Here is a 17,090-nt window from a genome sequence, read left to right as displayed (position 1 = left end):
GTGTTCCCCCGCTCCGGAAGCACCGACCGCCGATCTCGGCTACGGTGGAGCCCGCGAAGGGGAGTAGTTCCCACCGCCCGCCGAGCGGGCGACGAGGCACGTCGACATGCTGGTCCGGGACGATCCGGGCCCGGCGCGCCACCCGGCTCCGCGAGGACCCGGGCGAACGAGACCTTCGGTCAGTCGACGCACGTCCTGACCGGTCCTCTCGCGCGGGTCGGCGGGCCTACCCCAGGAGATCGCATGGCGACCACCAGCCCCACTCCCACCCAGGTGCGCCGTTGGCGCCGCTACCTCGCCGACGAGCTCGCGGAGGCGGCGACCTACCGCGACCTCGCTCAGCGTCGCACGGGCGAGGAACGCGAGATCCTGCTCGCGCTCGCGGCAGCCGAGGGCCGCCACGAGGAGCATTGGCGGGAGCTGCTGGGAGCCGCGGCCGAGCCGTCTCCGCGACCCGACCTGCGCACGCGCCTGCTCGGCTTCCTCACCCGGCGCTTCGGGTCGGTCTTCGTGCTCGCGCTGATCCAGCGCGCCGAGGCCCGCTCGCCCTACGCCGACGACGACGATGCCACGGAGGCGATGGCCGCCGACGAGCGGATCCACGGCGAGGTCGTGCGCGGCCTCGCGGAACGCGGACGCAACCGGCTCTCTGGCACGTTCCGCGCGGCGGTGTTCGGGGCGAACGACGGGCTGGTCTCGAACCTCGCGCTGGTCTTGGGCGTCGGAGCGAGCGGGGTCGCGACGAGCGTGGTCCTGTTCACCGGCATCGCCGGGCTGTTGGCGGGCGCGCTCTCGATGGGGGCGGGCGAGTTCGTGTCGGTGCGCTCCCAGCGCGAGCTGCTGTCGGCGTCGAGCCCCGACCTCGACGCGAATGGCGTCGTGCCCGACCTGGACGTCGACGCGAACGAGCTCGCCCTGGTCTACCGGGCGCGCGGGATGACGCAGGAGGAGGCGGACGCGCGCGCCGCCTCCGTCTTCGCCGGCCTCCGCGGAGGCGCGATCACCTCACCGATCACCCTCGGCGGTCCGGCGGCCGACCCCGACTTCGACGAGCACGAGTCGGTCGGCACCGGCATGGGTGCGGCCCTGTCGAGCTTCTGCTTCTTCGCGTCTGGCGCGATCATCCCGGTTCTGCCGTACCTGCTGGGGCTCACGGGGCTCGCTGCGGTGGTCGTCGCGTGCGTCCTGGTCGGCATCGCGCTGCTCGCGACCGGCGCGGTCGTCGGGCTGCTCTCGGGGGCGCCTCCGCTCGCCCGCGCGTTGCGCCAGCTCGGAATCGGCTACGGCGCGGCGCTCGTGACCTACCTGCTCGGGCTGCTGTTCGGCGCCTCCGGGGTCTGAGCCGAGCCGGGGCCTGAGCCGAATGGCGCGTGACGCGGGCGGCTCTCCTCCCCGTCCTCGTCCGAGGCGACGCGAGGGGCGTCCGGCTCAAGGGCCGGCCGCACCGGGCGTCCGCGCCACCGCAGAGCCGCGACGCCCAGCGCGATCAGCACCGAGAACGGGAGGCAGCCCAGGAGCGGGATCGACGCGTAGTAGACGAGCTGGCGCTGGATGTACTCGGGCGACGGCGTGTCCGAGTCTCCGTAGTAGGGCGCGGACGGCGCCGCGTAGCCGGCGTAGACCATCGCGGCGCCGACGACGCTGCCTGCGAGCCCGGCCAGCAGCAGCACGAGCAGCCAGGGGTTGCGCAGGAGCGGCGCCTCGCGGGGCGAGACCGCCGGCGACTGCGACTGCCCGGACGGCTCGTCGCTCGCCGGGGCGGGGAGGCGCCCGGCAGCGGTTTCCCTCCGCTCCCGGTGCTCTCGTCGCGAGTCGGCGGCAGCGGCGATCTCGGGGAGGGCGGGGCCTGCACGACGGGCGCGAGGAGCGAAGGCGCCGGATGCCGACTCCTCTGGCCGCGTTCCCGGCCGGGCGAAGGGGCGATCGTCGGCGCGAACCCGCTCGACGCCTCCTCCAAAACCTCGCTGGAACGCCGGGTCGAACCGCGGATCGAGTCGCTCGGACGCCGCCTCACGCCCGTCGTCGTCGCGTCCCGCTCCACCCTGCTCGGTCATCGTCCCTGCTCAGTCATCGTCGACCTCCGGCTCGCCGCCGAGGATTCCGCGCAACCAGTCGCGGGCCTCGATGAACACCTCGTCGTCGTAGCGTCGCACGGAGGTGACCGGACGTCGATCCGCGCGCGGATACGAGCCGAGGAAGATCACCTGCGGCGAGAAGCGCCGCAGCCCCATCAGCGCGTCGGCCACTCTCTCATCACGCACATGGCCGTCGAGGTCGATGACGAAGCGGTAGCGGCCGAGCGCGTCGCCGATGGGTCGCGACTGGATCATGCTCAGGTTCACCCCGCGCGTCGCGAACTGCTCGAGCAGATCGAGCAGCGCGCCGGGCTCGTCGGACGGCAGCTCGACGATGATACTCGTCTTGTCGGCGCCGGTCGCGTCCGGCAGCAGGCGCGAACGCGTCACGTGGACGAAGCGAGTCACCGCGTTCGGGTTGTCGCCGATGTCCTCCGCGAGCACCTCGACAGCATGGTGGGCGACGATCCCCGGAGGCGCGATCGCCGCCTGCGCGGGCGATCCGCTCAGCAGGTCGAGGGTCGCCTGCACATTGCTGGACGCCGGGAGGTGCTCGTGGCTGGGGATCTCCCTGTCGAGCCAGCGGCGGCACTGGCCGTAGGCGACCGGGTGCGCGGCGACGACCCGTACCTCCTCGAGGCGCGCGCCGGGCCGGCCCACGAGGATGAAGGAGACGGGGACGAGATACTCGCCGACGATGCGCAGCCCCGGGATCTTCGCGAGCGCGTCCTGCGCGGCGGTGACGCCTCCATCGACCGAGTTCTCGATGGCGATCACCGCGCCGTCGCTCCGGCCGGTCACGAGGTCGTTGAGCGCCTCCCCCACGTTCGCGACGCTGCGCCACTCGTGACCGCGCGCCTCGGGGACCTGCGCGAGAGCCGCCTCCGTGAATGTGCCGCTGGGCCCGAGGTAGCTGTAGGTACGGGTCGCGGAGACGCTATCGGGCATGGCGCACAGCCTAGCCAGCGCGGTACCGGGGCTGGACCGGGACTGCCACTATGGGACCTATGACCGATCGCGCAGGGAAGCCGGCACAGGCCTCCGATCTCATTGATGTCGAGGCCCTCGTGAGGGCGTACTACGAGAAGAAGCCGGATGTGTCCGATCCGACGCAGAAGGTGGTGTTCGGCACCTCCGGACACCGCGGCTCCTCGTTCGACACCGCGTTCAACGAAGACCACATCGCGGCCGTGACCCAGGCGATCGTGGAGTACCGCACCGGGCAGGGGATCACCGGCCCGCTCTTCATCGGCGCCGACACCCACGGGCTCTCGCGTCCCGCACTGACGACCGCACTCGAGGTCCTCGTCGGCAACCAGGTGCGCGTGCTCGTCGACGAGTTCGACGACTTCGTACCCACCCCGGCGCTCAGCCACGCGATCCTCCGCTACAACACCGACCCGGCGCACACCGACCGCGCCGACGGCATCGTGGTGACGCCCTCGCACAACCCGCCCCGCGACGGCGGCTTCAAGTACAACCCGCCGCACGGTGGCCCCGCCGACTCGGATGCCACGGGCTGGATCGCGAACCGGGCGAACGAGATCATCGCCGACGGTCTGCGGGCCGTCGTCGCGGCGGAGCCCAGCGCGGTCGAGACGTACGACTACCGCACCCACTACGTCGCCGACCTCGCGAACATCATCGACATCGACGCGATCAAGAAGGCGGGAGTGCGCATCGGCGCCGATCCGCTGGGCGGCGCCTCGGTGCACTACTGGCAGCTGATCGCCGAGGTGTACGAGCTCGACCTGACCGTGGTCAACGGCGAGGTCGACCCGGCCTGGAGCTTCATGACCCTCGACTGGGACGGCAAGATCCGGATGGACCCGTCCTCGCCGAGCGCGATGGCCTCGGTCGTCGCCCGCGCCGGCGACTACGACATCCTCACCGGCAACGACGCCGATGCCGACCGACACGGGATCGTCACGCCCGACGGTGGCCTGATGAACCCCAATCACTACCTCGCGGTCGCGATCGACTACCTCTACCGCCACCGCACCGGCTGGCGAGACGACGCGGCCATCGGCAAGACGCTCGTGTCGTCGTCGATCATCGATCGTGTCGCCGAGTCGCTCGGCCGCCGCCTCTGGGAGGTGCCGGTGGGGTTCAAGTGGTTCGTGCCCGGTCTCGTGGATGGCTCCGTGGGCTTCGGAGGCGAGGAATCCGCCGGCGCATCGTTCCTCCGCTTCGACGGCACCGTGTGGACCACCGACAAGGACGGGATCCTGCTGGCCCTGCTCGCCTCCGAGATCGTCGCCGTGACCGGCAAGAGCCCCTCGGTGCTCTACCGCGAGCTGACCGAGCGCTTCGGCGCCCCGGTGTACGAGCGCGTCGACGCCGCCGCGACGAAGGCGCAGAAGGCGGCTCTGGGCAAGCTCGACGGCGACGCCATCTCGGCGACGACCCTCGCGGGCGGCGAGATCACCGCGAAGCTCTCGAAGGCACCCGGTAACGGCGCGACGGTGGGAGGCGTCAAGGTGGTCACCGAGGACGCGTGGTTCGCCGCGCGCCCCTCCGGCACCGAGGACGTCTACAAGATCTACGCCGAGAGCTTCCGCGGACCCGAGCACCTGGCCCAGGTGCAGGCGGAGGCGCGCACCATCGTCGACGCCGCGCTCGGCTCCTAGGGCGCGTCTCCTCAGCGGCCGTCACCGTCGAGAGCACGGAGGGCAGAACGACGGTGACGGCCGCTCCGTGGAGGCAGGGCTGAGCGGTGTCTATGCGTTCTCCTTCGCGAGTCGTTCGAGGAAGCTCCGGGATGCGGCGGACATCTCGGACGGGACCCCGAGCGAGTCGAGGTACTCGACGACCGAGGCCATCTCATGGCCGCGCCGGACGGCGTGCTTGCGGCTGCCTGTCTCATAACGCTCGATTTTGGCCTCGACGTCGCCTGAGAGCTGAGCGGCGATCTGCTCGCGGATCCACGGCTCGCAGCCGGCTGCGCGTCCGGCGATGACTGCTTCGACGACGACGGCGGCGAGGCTCTTCATCAGCACGCTGCGGAGGAGTTTGCGTGAGGTGGCGACGCCGGCCGGCCCCTCGATCAGCTCGACGTCGGCGCCGAGTGAGGTGAGGTACGCCTCGACGTCTGCCGCTGCGGCTCCGCTGACGATCGTCTCGGTCCGCGCACCTTTCGTCGGGACCGGTCCGAGGATGGCGACGTCGGCGAAGCGCCCGCCAGCGTCTGAGACGATGCGTTCGACGGTTTCCATCGTGGTCGGGGAGGCTGTGGTGAAGTCGGCGTAGACGGCGCCCTCCCGCAGGTGGGGCGCGGCGTCGCGCGCGATCCGCTCGCTGAGGGATGCGGCGGTCAGCACGATGACCAGGTCGGCGGAGGCGACGGCGGTCGTAGCATCGGGCGTCCGCTGGACCCCCTCGGGTGTGGTGGGCGCCGCGGGGTCGAACCCCGAGACGGTGTCGCCGTGAGCGGCGGCGGCCGCAGCGTAGAGAGCTCCGGCCTCGCCGAGTCCGATGAATCCGATTCGCATCGTGTGTCCTTCCTTCGCCGGACGCCCATGCGACGCGGCGGTCTAGCGCTGAAGAGCGGCTGCCGCTCTGCGCAGTTCTGGCACCTGCGCCTCGAGGCGGGCGCGGAGGGTGGTCTCGAGGGGACCCGAGGCCGAGATCGCGGCGATCACATCACCGGAGGAGGCGTGCAGGGGGACGCTTACGGCGGCGACGCCGGTCTCGCGTTCGTTGATGGAGATGTGCGAGCCATCCCTGCGGACCTGCTCGAGCTGTGCGCGCAACTCCTGGGCCGTGACCTTCTCGCCGGCCGCGGTGGCGGTGTCGCCGAGTCCGTCGAGGATCCGGTCGAGCTCGTCGTCCGGCAGGGCGGCCAGGATGTTCTTCCCGGCGCCGACGTGCAGCGGGAGCCGTCGGCCGAGGGGAAGCTGGTAGCGCAGTGGGTCCTGCCCGTCCACGCGGACCGTGAGGATCCGGGAGTCGCCGATCCGCACGTAGAGCGAGGCGGTCAGGCCGGTGCTGCTCGCCAGCTGTTGCAGCACAGGTCGGGCTCGGCTGCTCAACGGATCGGTGACCAGATAGCTGTGGCCCATGCCGAGCGCCGCCGGGCCCAGGCGGTAAAGCCCGTTCTCGGTGGCGACGAATCCGCGATGCTGGAGCGAGCCGAGGATCCGCAGCACGGTCGCGTTGTGCAAACCGGATCCTCGACTCAGTTCCACCAAGCGCATCGGTGTCTCGCTGGACTCGAGGAGCTCGAGCAGGTCGAGCGCACGGTCGATGCTGCGCACGGTCGAGGCGGACGTGTCCGCGGGAGTCTGGGCCATGGCCCCTATTCTCCCGGGGGGCGCTCACGGTCCCGCCACGATGCTCTTCCGGGTCTGGGACTCGGTGGCGTGCTTCGCCTCCGCCCGCCCGAGCACGGCCTCCGCCTCACCGCGCGGGACGATCGCCAGGCCGTCGGAGTCGCCGAGGACGAGGTCGCCAGGCGCGACCACGACCGAGCCGATCGCGACGGGCACGCCGAGCCGGAAAGGACCGTTCTTGTACGGCCCGGCGGGGCTGACGGCGCGGGCGAAGGCGGGGAAGCCCATCTCCTCGAGGTCGTCGACGTCGCGCAGGGCGCCGTCGATGACGATGCCGATGCAGCCGACCTTGCGCAGCCGCTCGCCGATCAGTTCGCCGACGAGCGCGCGGTCCTGGATACCGTGGCCGTTCACGACGAGGACGTCGCCGGGGCTGAGTCGGGTGATCGCCTCGTGGATGCCGGCGTTGTCACCACCGGCGACTTCGACCGTGTAGGCGGGGCCAGCGAGGCGGGCGCCGCGCCAGACGGGCCGGATCGCCGCGTCGACCACGCCGAGGCGATCCATGGAGTCGCCGACATTGGCGACGGGGAGAGCGGCGAAGCGCTCGAGGAGAGTCTTTCCAGTCATATCGGTCTCGTTCCGTGTCGCGGGCCCGCCTAGTCGGCGGGCTTCCATCCGTGGGCGTAAGAGAGGAGCAGCGTCCAGATCCCGAGCACGCCGGCGACGCCGAAGGTCCACGGGCTGAGCACGGCCGAGACTTCGGTGATGAAGCCGCCGTTCACGACGATCAAGCCGGCGATCTGCAGCAGGACGAGGATCGCGCCGAGCACGAGCATCGTGACGAGGAGGACGACGAAGACCGTGGTCATGACGGAAATGACGCGTTGCCGGCCGGGGCCGTGCGGGGTGTCGCGAGGGGCGGATTCTTCGGGCATCAGAGGCTCCTTGAGAAGTGCGAGAAGAGGGGGAGGCGGGCGCGCATCAGTGCGGCACCGGCAGCCATCCCGGACCGATGAGGGCGGCAATGACGAGGATGGGGATCACGTAGAGGACGATCAGGGGAACGAATGTCTTGACCGGGTTCACTTGAGCAATGCCGGTGGCGATGTAGATCGCTGCCGCGCCGGGAGGGGAGGCGCCCTCGGTCGAGGCCGCGACCAGGACGACGCAGGCCGCGAGGACTGGATCGACGCCCGAGGCCACGAGGACGCTGAAGCCGATGCCTCCGATGGTGGCGATCGTCGCGGTCGAGCTCAGCGGTCCGGCGACGAGGACGACCATGACGGCGACGATGACCGACATGACGACGGGTGACGCGTTGAGGCCGTTGAGCACGCTCGAGAGCTGCTCGGCGAGACCGAGTTCGGTGAGCACGGCGCCGCCGGCGAAGGCGAACACGAGAGTCGCTCCGATATCGCGGTAGCGCGGCGCGGTCTTCGCGACGAACCCATACCACTCCGAGCCCGACTTGGGCAGTCCTCTCCAGCCGAGCAGGGCGGCGAAGATACCGAGTAGCACCGGGATCCAGACGATGATGCTGATGGAATCCATGACGTCCTCGCCGAGCACTCCGGTCAAGGCCTCGCCCGTGGGTCCGAGGGTGACGAGCACGGGGATGATGATGCCCAGGAACACGAGCAGCGAGGTCCAGCCGCGTCGGAACGACTTCGCGAAGGGCAGGATGTCGGCCGCGGCGACGCGGCCGATCTTGTACTTGCGGACGAAGTAGAAGACGACGATGAGGCGCCAGAGGATGCACCAGGCGGCTGCGGCGAACATCGCCAGGAGGAGCTGGTCGATCGAGACGTAGGGCGCCACGGTGGCAGTGCCGATCAGGATGAAGAAGGATGCGCTCGGAGGGATGACCGTTCCGTTGCCGGCGTTGCCGGCGATCAGAGTCGCCGCCACGTGCGGCGGCCAGTTCGAGCGCTTCATCCACGGGATGGCGACCGAGCCCATCGTCGCCGCGTTCGCGGACCCGGAGTGCGCGACGGCTCCGAACAGAGCCGAGCCCACCGTCGCGACGTAGCCCGCTCCGCCGCGCAGCCGTCCGAGCAGAGAGTTGAGCAGGTCGACCTGCCGGTCGATCACTCCGGTCGACGCCAGCAGGAAGCCGATGAAGGTGAACGCGAGCGCCGCAAACACGATCTCCTGGTCGAACGCGGCCTGCATGCCGACCAGCACGAGGCGCAGGAAGTCGCCTCCGCCGAACGCGCAGACGGCCAGGAAGCCGACGACCATGGCCTCGCCGATGCCGCGTTTGAGAGCGACGCTCCAGATCACGATGATCGCGATGTACGCGATGAGGGCCCAGACAGCCAACCCCATGGGGTGTTCCTTCCGCTCGACGTTGAGGGAGTAGCAGTTCATCAGATGAACTGATAGTTCGTTCCGACGAGTATGGCGGCAGGACATGACGAGGTCAAGAAGCCAAGGGCACGCCGGCACGCGACTCCGTCTCGAAGGAGCCGACCGCACCCGGCGCTGACGACTTCGCTCGGGGGGCCGTGGCCCCTCGCCGAGGAGGGCGATGACACCCTGGATGCGCTGATCCGCCTGAGCCCAGGGGATGTTCTCGCCTTCCTCGGCCATCGCGGCATCGAAGGCCTGCGCATCGTCGGCCCCGGCGCGACCGCGGCGCTCGACGAACACCTCTTCGGCGTGGGAGCGAGCGATCAGGTCAGAGAAGCTGGCCCGCGCGTCGGTGACAGTGATGGTCGACATGTCCGACACGCACGTTCGAGGACTCGCCTCACGACGCCTGTGCCTGCCGGCAGACGGCCGGGCCGCTCTGGGCAGCGCCCCTCCCCCTCCACGGGGAGTCGGACGTCACCAGCGCGCGTGGAGAGTGGGGCGGAAGTACGTGTCGTAGAGCGCTGTGACCGCCTCCGTGAAGGCGGGGCCGAGAGGGACGGCATCGGCGGCGGAGGCGTTCGCCCGCGCCTGCTCGACGGAGCGTGCGCCCGGGATCGCCGCGGTCACGCCGTCCCGCTCGAGAATCCAGGCGAGGGCCGCGGCCGCCGGCGACAGGCCGTGGCCCTCGGCGAGCCAAGAGAACTCCTGAGCAGCCTCGACGCCGGTCGCGAAGTCGACGCCCGAGAAGGTCTCGCCGACGTCGAAAGCGGAGCCGTCGCGGTTGTAGGCACGGTGGTCGTCGGGAGCGAAGGTGGTCTCGGTCGTGTAGCGGCCGCTGAGCAGCCCCGAGGCGAGCGGTACGCGCGCGAGGACGCCGACGCCCGCCTCCTGGGCTGCAGGCAGCACCTCGTCGAGCGGCTTCAGGCGGAACGCGTTGAGGATGATCTGCACGCTCGCGACGTTCGGGCGCGCGATCGCGGCGAGCGCCTCCTCCGTGCGCTCGACCGAGACGCCGTAGTGCGCGATCGCGCCCTCGGCGACGAGCGTGTCGAGGGCGTCGTAGACCGCATCGTCCGAGTAGACGGGGGTGGGCGGGCAGTGCAGCTGCACGAGATCGAGGGTGTCGACGCCCAGGTTGGTGCGCGAGCGATCGGTCCACGCACGGAAGTTCTCGAGCACGTAGTTCGACGGGACCTGCTCGAGTCGCCGTCCTATCTTCGTGGCGACGAAGACGGGGGCGTCAGGATGCGCAGCTCGGTAGGCGCCGATCGTGCGCTCGCTGCGACCGTCGCCGTACACATCGGCGGTGTCGAAGAGGGTCACACCCGAGTCGACGGCGGCGTCGAGCACGGCGAGCGCCTCGCTGTCGGCGACGTCACCCCAGTCGGCGCCGAGCTGCCAGGTTCCGAGGCCGACGACGGAGACGGGCACACCGGTGCGTCCGAAGATTCGAGTCTGCATGCCTCCACCGTAGGCGCGGCCGGCGCGCCACGGACCCCCTTGCGCGTGCCCTAACGTCGACGGCATGTCCCTCCTCGTCCTCGGCAGCGCCAACCTCGACCACGTGCACAGGGTCGCGCGCATCCCCGCGCCCGGCGAGACGGTGCTCGCGCTCGACGCCCGCACCTTCCCCGGCGGCAAGGGCCTCAACCAGGCGGTCGCGGCGGCACGCACCGCGTCGGGCACCGTGTTCGTCACGAGCCTCGGCTCCGACTCCGCAGGCGACGAGCTCGCGGCCGTGCTCGCCCGGGAGCCGCTCGAGCTGCACGCGCGCCGAGGCGAGACGCGCACCGGCACGGCGCAGATCACGGTCGATGCCGCGGGAGAGAACGCGATCGTCGTCGACTCCGGCGCCAACGCCGCGCTCGTCGGCCTGAGCGAGCAGGAGGCGCGGCTCGTCCGCGAGGCGCGGGCGCTCCTCCTGCAGCTCGAGACACCGCTGGAGGCCGTGCTGGAGGCGGTGCGTACGGCCCACTCGGCCGGCACGACCGCCATCCTCAATGCCGCGCCGATCAGGCCTCTCCCGGCCCCGCTCCTCGACGCCCTCGACGTGCTCATCGTCAACGAGCACGAGGCGCGCGAGCTGGCGGCGACCCGCAGGATCGCCGAGCCCGACGACTCCGCCCTCGCTGCGGCCCTGACCGCACTGGTGCCGCTGGTGGTCGTGACTCTCGGCGGCGACGGGGTCGTCGTGGCCGTACGCGACCGCGAGCCGCTGCGTGCCCCCGCCTTCCGAGTCGACGTCGTCGACACCACGGGCGCGGGCGACACCTTCTGCGGCGCCTTCGCGGCGCGACTCGCCGCCGAGGGCACCGCGCTCGATGACCCAGACGCGCTGCTCGCGCTCGCGATCTGGGCGAGCGCTGCCGCAGCGCTCTCGGTCACCCGGGCCGGCGCTGCCGTGTCCGCGCCGAGCGCCGAGGAGGTCGAGGCGTTCCTCCGTGACCGCGAGGACCGCTAGTCGACGCCCGCGATCCGCACGCTGACCCGCGGTGCTCGCTGCGGGTGCTCGCGGAGGCACCACTCTCGCACCGCGGCCCCGATCGCACGGGCGACGTCGGGCGCCGAGGAGTCTGCGCCGACGCACGCGTCGACGGCCACGACGATCTCCTCCGCGGTGACGCGCACGAGCACAGGCTCGGCGAAGGTGCCGCCCGTAGCGGCACCGAGCGCGCTGCCCGCCGGAGCGAGCCTCCCCGCCGCGTGGGCGATCACGTCGCGCACCTCCGAGCGCGCGGGGACGAGCATCGCCACGCCGTCGAGTCCGCGTACCAAGGCTCCGATCGCGGCCGAGAGGGTCGCGCCCTGGGCGGAGATGTCGCCGCCGCTCACGATTCCTCCACTTCAGGGACGTAGACGTCCTCGACACGGATGTCGATCGTCGAGACCCGCAGCTCTGTCTGCGTGAGCAGTCGCGAGTGGATGCGCTCGCGCACCTGCTGGGCGGCCCGCGCGATGGGCACTCCCCAGAACACCGAGAGGGTCACCTCGACCAGGACCTCCGCGCCGGGCTCGTCGACCGCGCCCACGAGGCGACACCGCCCGACCAGGACCCCGGGGACGCTGTCACCCGCCTCCCGCACCAGGCCCCGGACCGCGCCCTCCGTGATCGTCAGCGCCACGTCGGGCTGCACGCTTGCCAGGGGGATGTCGCGACCAGCGCGAGCCTCCCGACTGACCTGCGTGAGGATCGAGCCGAACCAGCTGTCGCTGGGGGCCGGGAGCCGCTCGGCGTCGTCGTCGATGAGCGCACCGGAGAGTGCGCGCACCCGCTCGAGGGCCTGCAGGATCCGTCGGTGCTCCGGTGACTCCTCGATCGCGGGGTCGTAGGGCACGCGCCCTCGATCGAGGTAGTCGCCCAGCTCGTCGATCCCGATGCCCTCTGGGGTCTCGTCGTTTCCCGGCTCGCCCGGCGCGACGACCTCGAGGGCGTCGTCACGCTCGAGCCGGTCGCCCCGCCCAGGGACGCCAGGCGTGTCGTCGGCGTTCATTGCGTCTGCTCCCTCATCGCCAGTCCTCCATCGCAACGACCAGCGACTCCCTCGCACGTGCGAGCTTGCCCCGCACGGCGGTGACCGTCAGGCCCAGGTGCTCGGCGATCTCACCGTAGGACTCTCCGCCGACCTCGCGGAGCAGCCAGCACTGCCGCTGCGACTCCGGAAGCTCGGCGAGCGCCGCGGCCAGCGCCTTCATCGCGTCGCTCTGCTCGGCCGCCTCGAAGGGGCCCGGCTCGCGGGCAGGCGGATGCTCGACCGCATCGACGTCGTCGGTGGGGCGCCGCTGTCGGAGCAGGTCGACGCTCGCGCGGCTCACGATCCGCATCATCCAGCTGCGCACGCTCGCCGGCTCTTTGAGCTGCGGAAGCTGCGCCCAGACGGTGATGAGGGCGTTCTGCACGGCGTCGGAGGCGTCGGCCTGCGAGCCGGTGAACCGCCAGGCGTACGCGCGCAGAAGCGACTGGTGCCGTTTGACCAGCACCTCGAAGGCTCGCACATCGCCCTCCGCGGCACGCTCGGCGAGGAGCGCATCGCTCGCCGCGTCCAGTCCGGGCACGGTGCACCCCCTCCGCTCCGACCCGGGCCCTCGGTACACAGGCAACGGTCAGGAAAAAGTCGATTCGTACCGTGACGATCCCCCTTGAGGCTCCGTCTCTCCCATGAAAGCACAGCCCGACCGGGTTTCCGCCGGGCCCACCACCGGCCTGCTCAGCAACCGCAGCCGACAAGACGTCCAGGAGACATCATGAGCGACAGCACTCGCACTCCCTCCGCCCCGACCGCCGGGGGCTCCACCGTCGAGACGGTGACGAGCCTCGGCGGCAGCGCCGCCTCCGGCGTCGCCCAGGGCCGCACCGTCATCGAAGACAGCGTCGTGGCGAAGGTCGCCGGCATCGCCGCTCGCGAGGTCCCCGGCGTCTACGCGCTCGGCAACAACGCCGCCCGCGCCTTCGGCGCGCTCCGACAGGCCGTCGGCGGCAACGACCACGCACAGGGCGTGAGCGTCGAGGTCGGTGAGACCCAGGTCGCCGCCGACGTCACCGTCGTCGTCGACTACCCGGTCCCGATGCAGCAGGTCGCCGACTCCGTGCGCGCGGCCGTCGCCGACGCCATCACCGAGCTGCTCGGCATGGACGTCGCCGAGATCAACGTCGCGATCGTCGACGTCCACATCCCCGGCGACGACAAGGGCGACGACGACACCGAGAGCCGCGTCCGATGAGCGAGTTCAGCGGCACCGGCCGCACGCCCAGCAACCGCAGCACCGTCCTCGGCGTCGCCGTCGGCGCCATCCTCGCCTTCGCGGCGCTGGCCTTCGGCTTCTGGGGATTCGTCCTCACCGCCGTCTTCATGGGCCTCGGCGTCGTGATCGCCCGCGTCCTCGACGGGACCCTCGACCTGCGCAGCCTGGTCGACGTGTTCCGCGGCCGCACCACCTCGCGCTAGGAGTCGTCATGACCGTTCTCGACACGCGTCCCGCAGCGGTGGCGGGCACCGTCACCGTCTCTGCGCGCTCGATCGAGCGGATGGCGTCGGCGATCGTGCACGAGGAGCTGAACGTGGAGTTCTCCGCGATCCGCGTCCACCTCTCCGACGATCATGGCGGGCTCGCACTCGCTGTCACCACCCCCGTGGTGGTCGACCCGGACGCCCCGGCCTCGTCCGAGACGGTGCTCGAGCGCCTCCACCGAGGCCGCGCCCGGATCGCCTCCCGGATGGAGGCCCTCACCGGTCGCTCCGTCAGCCGGGTGGACGTCCGCGTCACCGGCACCCGCACCCGACCCACGAGGAGAGTCGTATGAGTTCCGCGACCCCGGCGCGCACCCTCGCTCCGGACACGCACTACCGCCGCTATCTGCGACGCGAGACGCACCGCTCCCGATCCGCGGCGCAGATCGTCGTCCTGGCGATCCTCGCCCTGGTCGCCGCCTACGTCGGCACGGAGGCGGTGCTCGCCGTGATCGGTGCCGCACCGCTGCTCTTCGCCCCCTCGGCGATCCTGGCGGCGATCGTCGGAGTCGGGTCGCTCGCCTCCGGCGCGCTGATCGGCATCGCCGTGGTCGTGGGAGTGCTCGCGCTGATCCTGATCGTGCTGGCCGTGGCGCCCGGAGCCCGCGCCCGACACACCATCGACGATGATCGCCTTGCCGTGGTCGTCGACGACGGCGTGATCGCCTCAGCCCTCGCGCGCACCGCTCGCACGAGTGCCCGCTCGCGGCGCGAGGACACGAGGGCCTCGGTAGGGCGTCGCTCCGCGATCGTCGAGATCACGCCCTCGTCCGGAATCGCCGTTGACCGCGACGGTGTGCAGTCGGCAGTCGACGCCGAGCTCGCCCGCATCGCCGCCGCGCCCGCGCCGCGCGCCTCCGTGCGCGTCGCCGACTCCGGGAGGATCTGATGACCACGAGCAACCGCTTCGTCAATCGCTTCGTGCTGCTCCTCGTCGGGCTCGTGCTCGCCGCGGTGGCCGCCGGGCTCACCCTCGTCGCCGTCTCGCAGCCGGTCCGCGACTCTGTCGCCTCCTTCGGCGAAGGTCGGGGGGCCGCTCTCGTCTCGCGGATCTCGCCCGAGGCGGGCACGACGTGGAGCGACGCCGCGGTCCTGTGGCCTCTCTACGCGATCGTCGGGATCTGCCTCCTGTGCATCGTGCTCGCCCTCGCGCTGGCCCTGGCCCACGGCCGAGGACGCACGGGCACCGTGCTGACCGACGAGGCGGACGGGGCCGGGCCGGCGGGTCGCATCGAGATCGCGACCGGGTTCGCGGAGGACGTCCTGGAGAACGCGCTCGCGGGTCGCGGCGACCTCCTCGACGTCACCGTCTCGGCGTACCGCCACGGCTCCGAGACCGCCCTCAAGGTCCGCGCACTCCCCCGCGCCGGCGTCTCTCCCCGTGCAGTGGTCGACGCCGTGCACGAGGAGGTCGTCTCGATGGACCGGCTGCTGGGAGCACGCCTCCCCGTCGTCCTCGAGATCGCCTCGAGTGCACGCGCCGGCTTCTCGAAAGAGGACCGCGTGGCCTGATCCACGCGGCCTCCGCCCTCACCGTCTCCGGCACTCGCCGGAGAAGAACCGAATCGAACGAAAGGAGCCCCTCATGGGTGCTGATGACAAGATCCGCAACGCGGCCGAGAACCTGGTCGGAAAGGCGAAGGAGGCGGTCGGCAAGCTGACCGACAACGAGCGCCTCGAGGCCGAGGGTCAGGCCGACCAGACCAAGGCGCAGGCCAAGAAGGTCGGAGAAGACGTCAAGGACGTCTTCAGGAAGTAGGAATCGTCCGAAGGGGTCGTCCCCGCTGAGCGGTGACGGCCCCTTCGACGTGTCCGGGGTGTGGCGTCGCCGGCTCAGATGCCCCAGAACATGATGCGCGCGGCCGAGGCGGAGTCGACGCTCTGATCGTGATTGTCGGCCGTGTGCGAGGAGTACAGGATCGTGTTTCCCGTGACGCTCGTCACGACGCCCGTGTGGTCCCAGTCTCCGGAGCCGTCCCAGTCGAACTGCACGATGTCGCCCGGCTTGACCCTCTCGCGCTGCGAGTTCGCGATCGGGGTCGCCCGCTCGGGGTGCGCCGTGAGATAGGCGTTGAACGCCGTCGAGGAGGCCCAGGCGGAGCTGTACCCGGCGGCACGCGAGTAGTTCCACTCGCCGTCCATCGTCCAGCCGCGCGCGATGAGCGACTGCGAGGTGAAGTTGACGCAGTCGTTGCCGCCGATCACTCCGTACTGGGCGCTGTTGTAGTCGGACCAGTAGGTGCGGAGGTAGTCGAGCTGCGAGGCGAGGCGGCTTGCGGCGAGAGCGGCCTCGGCTTTCGCCGCCTCGACCGCGGGGTCGGGGGTGTACGCGAAGGTGATCGCCGAGGCGACGACCTTCGCCGCGGCCAGCACACCGGTAGGGGTGGGCTCCGTGGCGATGCGCTCGGCCGTGGCGGAGGCATCCGCTTCGGCAGGGGGAGTGGCGGTCGGTGCGGTGACGTCCGCCGCGGGCTGGGCGGTGGGTGCGGCCGTGGTGTCGAGGTCTTCGCCGCTCGTGTCGACCGCGGACTGCACGGTGTCGGCCGGCGCACCGTCGACCGTCACGGCCGCCGCAGCGTCCGTCACGGCATCGAAGGTGATAGGCGCCCCGCTCGCGTCGAAGAACGCGACCGGCACGACTCCTTCGGTCTGCCCGCTCGCCGGGGGCGCGGTGACGGTGATCTGGTCGGGGTTGTCGATGGCGACCGTGCCCTCGGAGCCGCCGAAGCGGACCGCGGCGACCGCGTCGAGGTTCGCGCCCGAGAGGGTGACGCTCGTGCCGCCGGCGACCGTGCCGGACGTGGTCGAGACCGCGCTCAGCGCGACGCGGGAGGAGGCGGGGGCGGTCGTCGGCAGCATCGGCACGCTCGTCGGCGAGGGGCTCGCGGAGGCCGACTCGGCCGACTCGGTCGAGCCCACCGTGAGGCCGACACCCGAGGCGACGGCCACGACGACGAGTCCGCCCGACATCGCCAGGACGAGGTGCTTCGTCGTCGGACGGAAGAAGGAGGCGCCGGCGCGCGACGCGTGCGCGCGGCGGCCCTCGGCGGCGCGGCGATCGCGGCGGGAGGCGAAGGCACTCGGCGGAGCGGCGGAGGCGGCTCTTTCCGCGATGCGCGGCGATGCGGGCGCCGAGGGGCGCGGGGCATCGCGGAGGCGGCCCTCGCGTTCGCGCGCCTCGCGGCGGGTCAGCGGTGGCGCGGCGAGCGGTCTCGCGCCGTCCGAGCTCGGGGGATCTGCGGGCGCAACCGTGCGCGACGGGCGGGGCGGCGGGGAGGACCGAGGGGTCACGGAGGAGGGGGACTGAACGGGGGAACGACGGGGCACAGAGGTCTCACGGATCGGCTGCACGGTCGGGGGTCCGTGCCGGAGGAGCGGGG

General features: G+C 71.5%; 21 protein-coding genes. 9 read left to right on the top strand and 12 right to left on the bottom strand.

Going from position 1 to position 17,090, the window contains the following annotated elements; genetic code table 11:
- Positions 1–243: 243 nt before the first annotated feature.
- On the top strand, positions 244–1,341 hold the full coding sequence (locus ITJ45_RS03195; protein WP_194607374.1) for a VIT1/CCC1 transporter family protein: 1,098 nt from the start codon (positions 244–246) through the stop codon (positions 1,339–1,341).
- Here ITJ45_RS03195 and ITJ45_RS03190 read toward each other — a convergent pair.
- Both ITJ45_RS03190 and pheA read right to left on the bottom strand, forming a co-directional pair.
- Positions 1,302–2,054 (bottom strand): hypothetical protein, encoded by a 753-nt coding sequence (locus ITJ45_RS03190; RefSeq protein WP_194607373.1) that lies wholly within the window; start codon positions 2,052–2,054, stop codon positions 1,302–1,304. The two genes, ITJ45_RS03195 and ITJ45_RS03190, sit on opposite strands and share 40 nt — an antisense overlap.
- A 9-nt stretch (positions 2,055–2,063) precedes the next feature.
- On the bottom strand, positions 2,064–3,023 hold the full coding sequence (gene pheA / locus ITJ45_RS03185) for a prephenate dehydratase (RefSeq protein WP_194607372.1): 960 nt from the start codon (positions 3,021–3,023) through the stop codon (positions 2,064–2,066).
- A 59-nt stretch (positions 3,024–3,082) separates the two neighbouring features.
- On the opposite strand from pheA, the gene pgm reads away from it, so the two are divergent.
- Positions 3,083–4,705: a phosphoglucomutase (alpha-D-glucose-1,6-bisphosphate-dependent) gene (pgm, locus tag ITJ45_RS03180; RefSeq protein ID WP_194607371.1), complete on the top strand. Its 1,623-nt coding sequence runs from the start codon at positions 3,083–3,085 to the stop codon at positions 4,703–4,705.
- 90 nt (positions 4,706–4,795) lie between these two features.
- Here pgm and ITJ45_RS03175 read toward each other — a convergent pair whose 3' ends face one another.
- From ITJ45_RS03175 to ITJ45_RS03150, 6 genes are all read right to left on the bottom strand, one after another.
- Entirely contained in the window at positions 4,796–5,566 is a 771-nt protein-coding gene (locus ITJ45_RS03175) for an NAD(P)-dependent oxidoreductase (RefSeq protein WP_194607370.1), read from the bottom strand.
- Between the two features lie 42 nt (positions 5,567–5,608).
- Complete coding sequence (locus ITJ45_RS03170; protein ID WP_228493416.1) at positions 5,609–6,367, bottom strand: IclR family transcriptional regulator; 759 nt, start codon at positions 6,365–6,367, stop codon at positions 5,609–5,611.
- A 24-nt stretch (positions 6,368–6,391) separates the two neighbouring features.
- Positions 6,392–6,976, bottom strand: a complete 585-nt coding sequence (locus tag ITJ45_RS03165) for a methyltransferase (protein WP_194607369.1) — start codon at positions 6,974–6,976, stop codon at positions 6,392–6,394.
- Positions 6,977–7,005: 29 nt separating this feature from the next.
- Positions 7,006–7,284 carry a hypothetical protein gene (locus tag ITJ45_RS03160; RefSeq protein WP_194607368.1) on the bottom strand — a complete coding sequence of 93 codons (279 nt, stop codon included), beginning with the start codon at positions 7,282–7,284 and terminating at the stop codon, positions 7,006–7,008.
- A gap of 46 nt (positions 7,285–7,330) precedes the next feature.
- Entirely contained in the window at positions 7,331–8,677 is a 1,347-nt protein-coding gene (locus tag ITJ45_RS03155; protein WP_194607367.1) for a TRAP transporter large permease subunit, read from the bottom strand.
- A 501-nt stretch (positions 8,678–9,178) separates the two neighbouring features.
- The gene (locus ITJ45_RS03150) at positions 9,179–10,165 is read right to left on the bottom strand and encodes an aldo/keto reductase (protein WP_194607366.1); all 987 of its coding nucleotides are present in this window, start codon (positions 10,163–10,165) and stop codon (positions 9,179–9,181) included.
- 64 nt (positions 10,166–10,229) lie between these two features.
- Between ITJ45_RS03150 and ITJ45_RS03145 the strand changes: the two genes are divergently transcribed.
- Positions 10,230–11,165 carry a ribokinase gene (locus ITJ45_RS03145; protein ID WP_194607365.1) on the top strand — a complete coding sequence of 312 codons (936 nt, stop codon included), beginning with the start codon at positions 10,230–10,232 and terminating at the stop codon, positions 11,163–11,165.
- On the opposite strand, the gene ITJ45_RS03140 is transcribed toward ITJ45_RS03145, so the two are convergent.
- From ITJ45_RS03140 to ITJ45_RS03130, 3 genes are read right to left on the bottom strand one after another with little or no spacing between them, the layout of a single operon-like run.
- Positions 11,162–11,536, bottom strand: a complete 375-nt coding sequence (locus tag ITJ45_RS03140; protein WP_194607364.1) for a hypothetical protein — start codon at positions 11,534–11,536, stop codon at positions 11,162–11,164. The genes ITJ45_RS03145 and ITJ45_RS03140 overlap by 4 nt on opposite strands.
- Positions 11,533–12,195 (bottom strand): Asp23/Gls24 family envelope stress response protein, encoded by a 663-nt coding sequence (locus tag ITJ45_RS03135; protein ID WP_194607363.1) that lies wholly within the window; start codon positions 12,193–12,195, stop codon positions 11,533–11,535. Before ITJ45_RS03135 ends, ITJ45_RS03140 begins: the two co-directional genes overlap by 4 nt.
- A 13-nt stretch (positions 12,196–12,208) precedes the next feature.
- Complete coding sequence (locus tag ITJ45_RS03130; RefSeq protein ID WP_194607362.1) at positions 12,209–12,757, bottom strand: RNA polymerase sigma factor; 549 nt, start codon at positions 12,755–12,757, stop codon at positions 12,209–12,211.
- A gap of 189 nt (positions 12,758–12,946) precedes the next feature.
- Here ITJ45_RS03130 and ITJ45_RS03125 point away from each other — a divergent pair, with 189 nt between their 5' ends.
- The 6 genes from ITJ45_RS03125 (at position 12,947) to ITJ45_RS03100 (ending at position 15,469) form a co-directional block, all read left to right on the top strand.
- Positions 12,947–13,423: an Asp23/Gls24 family envelope stress response protein gene (locus ITJ45_RS03125; RefSeq protein WP_194607361.1), complete on the top strand. Its 477-nt coding sequence runs from the start codon at positions 12,947–12,949 to the stop codon at positions 13,421–13,423.
- On the top strand, positions 13,420–13,647 hold the full coding sequence (locus ITJ45_RS03120) for a DUF2273 domain-containing protein (RefSeq protein ID WP_194607360.1): 228 nt from the start codon (positions 13,420–13,422) through the stop codon (positions 13,645–13,647). Before ITJ45_RS03125 ends, ITJ45_RS03120 begins: the two co-directional genes overlap by 4 nt.
- Before the next feature lie 8 nt (positions 13,648–13,655).
- Positions 13,656–14,003: a hypothetical protein gene (locus ITJ45_RS03115; protein WP_194607359.1), complete on the top strand. Its 348-nt coding sequence runs from the start codon at positions 13,656–13,658 to the stop codon at positions 14,001–14,003.
- Positions 14,000–14,599, top strand: a complete 600-nt coding sequence (locus ITJ45_RS03110; protein WP_194607358.1) for a hypothetical protein — start codon at positions 14,000–14,002, stop codon at positions 14,597–14,599. The genes ITJ45_RS03115 and ITJ45_RS03110 overlap by 4 nt, the downstream gene beginning before the upstream one ends.
- Complete coding sequence (locus ITJ45_RS03105) at positions 14,599–15,222, top strand: hypothetical protein (protein ID WP_194607357.1); 624 nt, start codon at positions 14,599–14,601, stop codon at positions 15,220–15,222. Before ITJ45_RS03110 ends, ITJ45_RS03105 begins: the two co-directional genes overlap by 1 nt.
- Positions 15,223–15,295: 73 nt before the next feature.
- Positions 15,296–15,469 carry a CsbD family protein gene (locus tag ITJ45_RS03100; RefSeq protein WP_194607356.1) on the top strand — a complete coding sequence of 58 codons (174 nt, stop codon included), beginning with the start codon at positions 15,296–15,298 and terminating at the stop codon, positions 15,467–15,469.
- A gap of 74 nt (positions 15,470–15,543) precedes the next feature.
- Here the strand turns inward: ITJ45_RS03100 and ITJ45_RS03095 are convergent, their stop codons facing one another.
- Positions 15,544–17,001 carry an amidase domain-containing protein gene (locus ITJ45_RS03095; protein WP_194607355.1) on the bottom strand — a complete coding sequence of 486 codons (1,458 nt, stop codon included), beginning with the start codon at positions 16,999–17,001 and terminating at the stop codon, positions 15,544–15,546.
- Positions 17,002–17,090: the final 89 nt, after the last annotated feature.

The sequence above is a fragment of the Rathayibacter sp. VKM Ac-2879 genome (assembly GCF_015351245.1).
In the GTDB taxonomy this organism is placed as follows: domain Bacteria; phylum Actinomycetota; class Actinomycetes; order Actinomycetales; family Microbacteriaceae; genus Rathayibacter.
This window is presented reverse-complemented; position numbering and strand designations above follow the sequence as displayed.

Bases quoted from the DNA above. Each gene is read 5' to 3' on its own strand.
- ITJ45_RS03105 (WP_194607357.1), top strand. From the start codon at position 14,599: ATGACCACGAGCAACCGCTTCGTCAATCGCTTCGTGCTGCTCCTCGTC.
- ITJ45_RS03150 (WP_194607366.1), bottom strand. From the start codon at position 10,165: ATGCAGACTCGAATCTTCGGACGCACCGGTGTGCCCGTCTCCGTCGTC.
- ITJ45_RS03100 (WP_194607356.1), top strand. From the start codon at position 15,296: ATGGGTGCTGATGACAAGATCCGCAACGCGGCCGAGAACCTGGTCGGA.
- ITJ45_RS03115 (WP_194607359.1), top strand. From the start codon at position 13,656: ATGACCGTTCTCGACACGCGTCCCGCAGCGGTGGCGGGCACCGTCACC.
- pheA (WP_194607372.1), bottom strand. From the start codon at position 3,023: ATGCCCGATAGCGTCTCCGCGACCCGTACCTACAGCTACCTCGGGCCC.
- ITJ45_RS03175 (WP_194607370.1), bottom strand. From the start codon at position 5,566: ATGCGAATCGGATTCATCGGACTCGGCGAGGCCGGAGCTCTCTACGCT.
- ITJ45_RS03190 (WP_194607373.1), bottom strand. From the start codon at position 2,054: ATGACCGAGCAGGGTGGAGCGGGACGCGACGACGACGGGCGTGAGGCG.
- ITJ45_RS03145 (WP_194607365.1), top strand. From the start codon at position 10,230: ATGTCCCTCCTCGTCCTCGGCAGCGCCAACCTCGACCACGTGCACAGG.
- ITJ45_RS03165 (WP_194607369.1), bottom strand. From the start codon at position 6,976: ATGACTGGAAAGACTCTCCTCGAGCGCTTCGCCGCTCTCCCCGTCGCC.
- ITJ45_RS03160 (WP_194607368.1), bottom strand. From the start codon at position 7,284: ATGCCCGAAGAATCCGCCCCTCGCGACACCCCGCACGGCCCCGGCCGG.
- pgm (WP_194607371.1), top strand. From the start codon at position 3,083: ATGACCGATCGCGCAGGGAAGCCGGCACAGGCCTCCGATCTCATTGAT.
- ITJ45_RS03120 (WP_194607360.1), top strand. From the start codon at position 13,420: ATGAGCGAGTTCAGCGGCACCGGCCGCACGCCCAGCAACCGCAGCACC.
- ITJ45_RS03110 (WP_194607358.1), top strand. From the start codon at position 14,000: ATGAGTTCCGCGACCCCGGCGCGCACCCTCGCTCCGGACACGCACTAC.
- ITJ45_RS03195 (WP_194607374.1), top strand. From the start codon at position 244: ATGGCGACCACCAGCCCCACTCCCACCCAGGTGCGCCGTTGGCGCCGC.
- ITJ45_RS03135 (WP_194607363.1), bottom strand. From the start codon at position 12,195: ATGAACGCCGACGACACGCCTGGCGTCCCTGGGCGGGGCGACCGGCTC.
- ITJ45_RS03170 (WP_228493416.1), bottom strand. From the start codon at position 6,367: ATGGCCCAGACTCCCGCGGACACGTCCGCCTCGACCGTGCGCAGCATC.
- ITJ45_RS03155 (WP_194607367.1), bottom strand. From the start codon at position 8,677: ATGGGGTTGGCTGTCTGGGCCCTCATCGCGTACATCGCGATCATCGTG.
- ITJ45_RS03125 (WP_194607361.1), top strand. From the start codon at position 12,947: ATGAGCGACAGCACTCGCACTCCCTCCGCCCCGACCGCCGGGGGCTCC.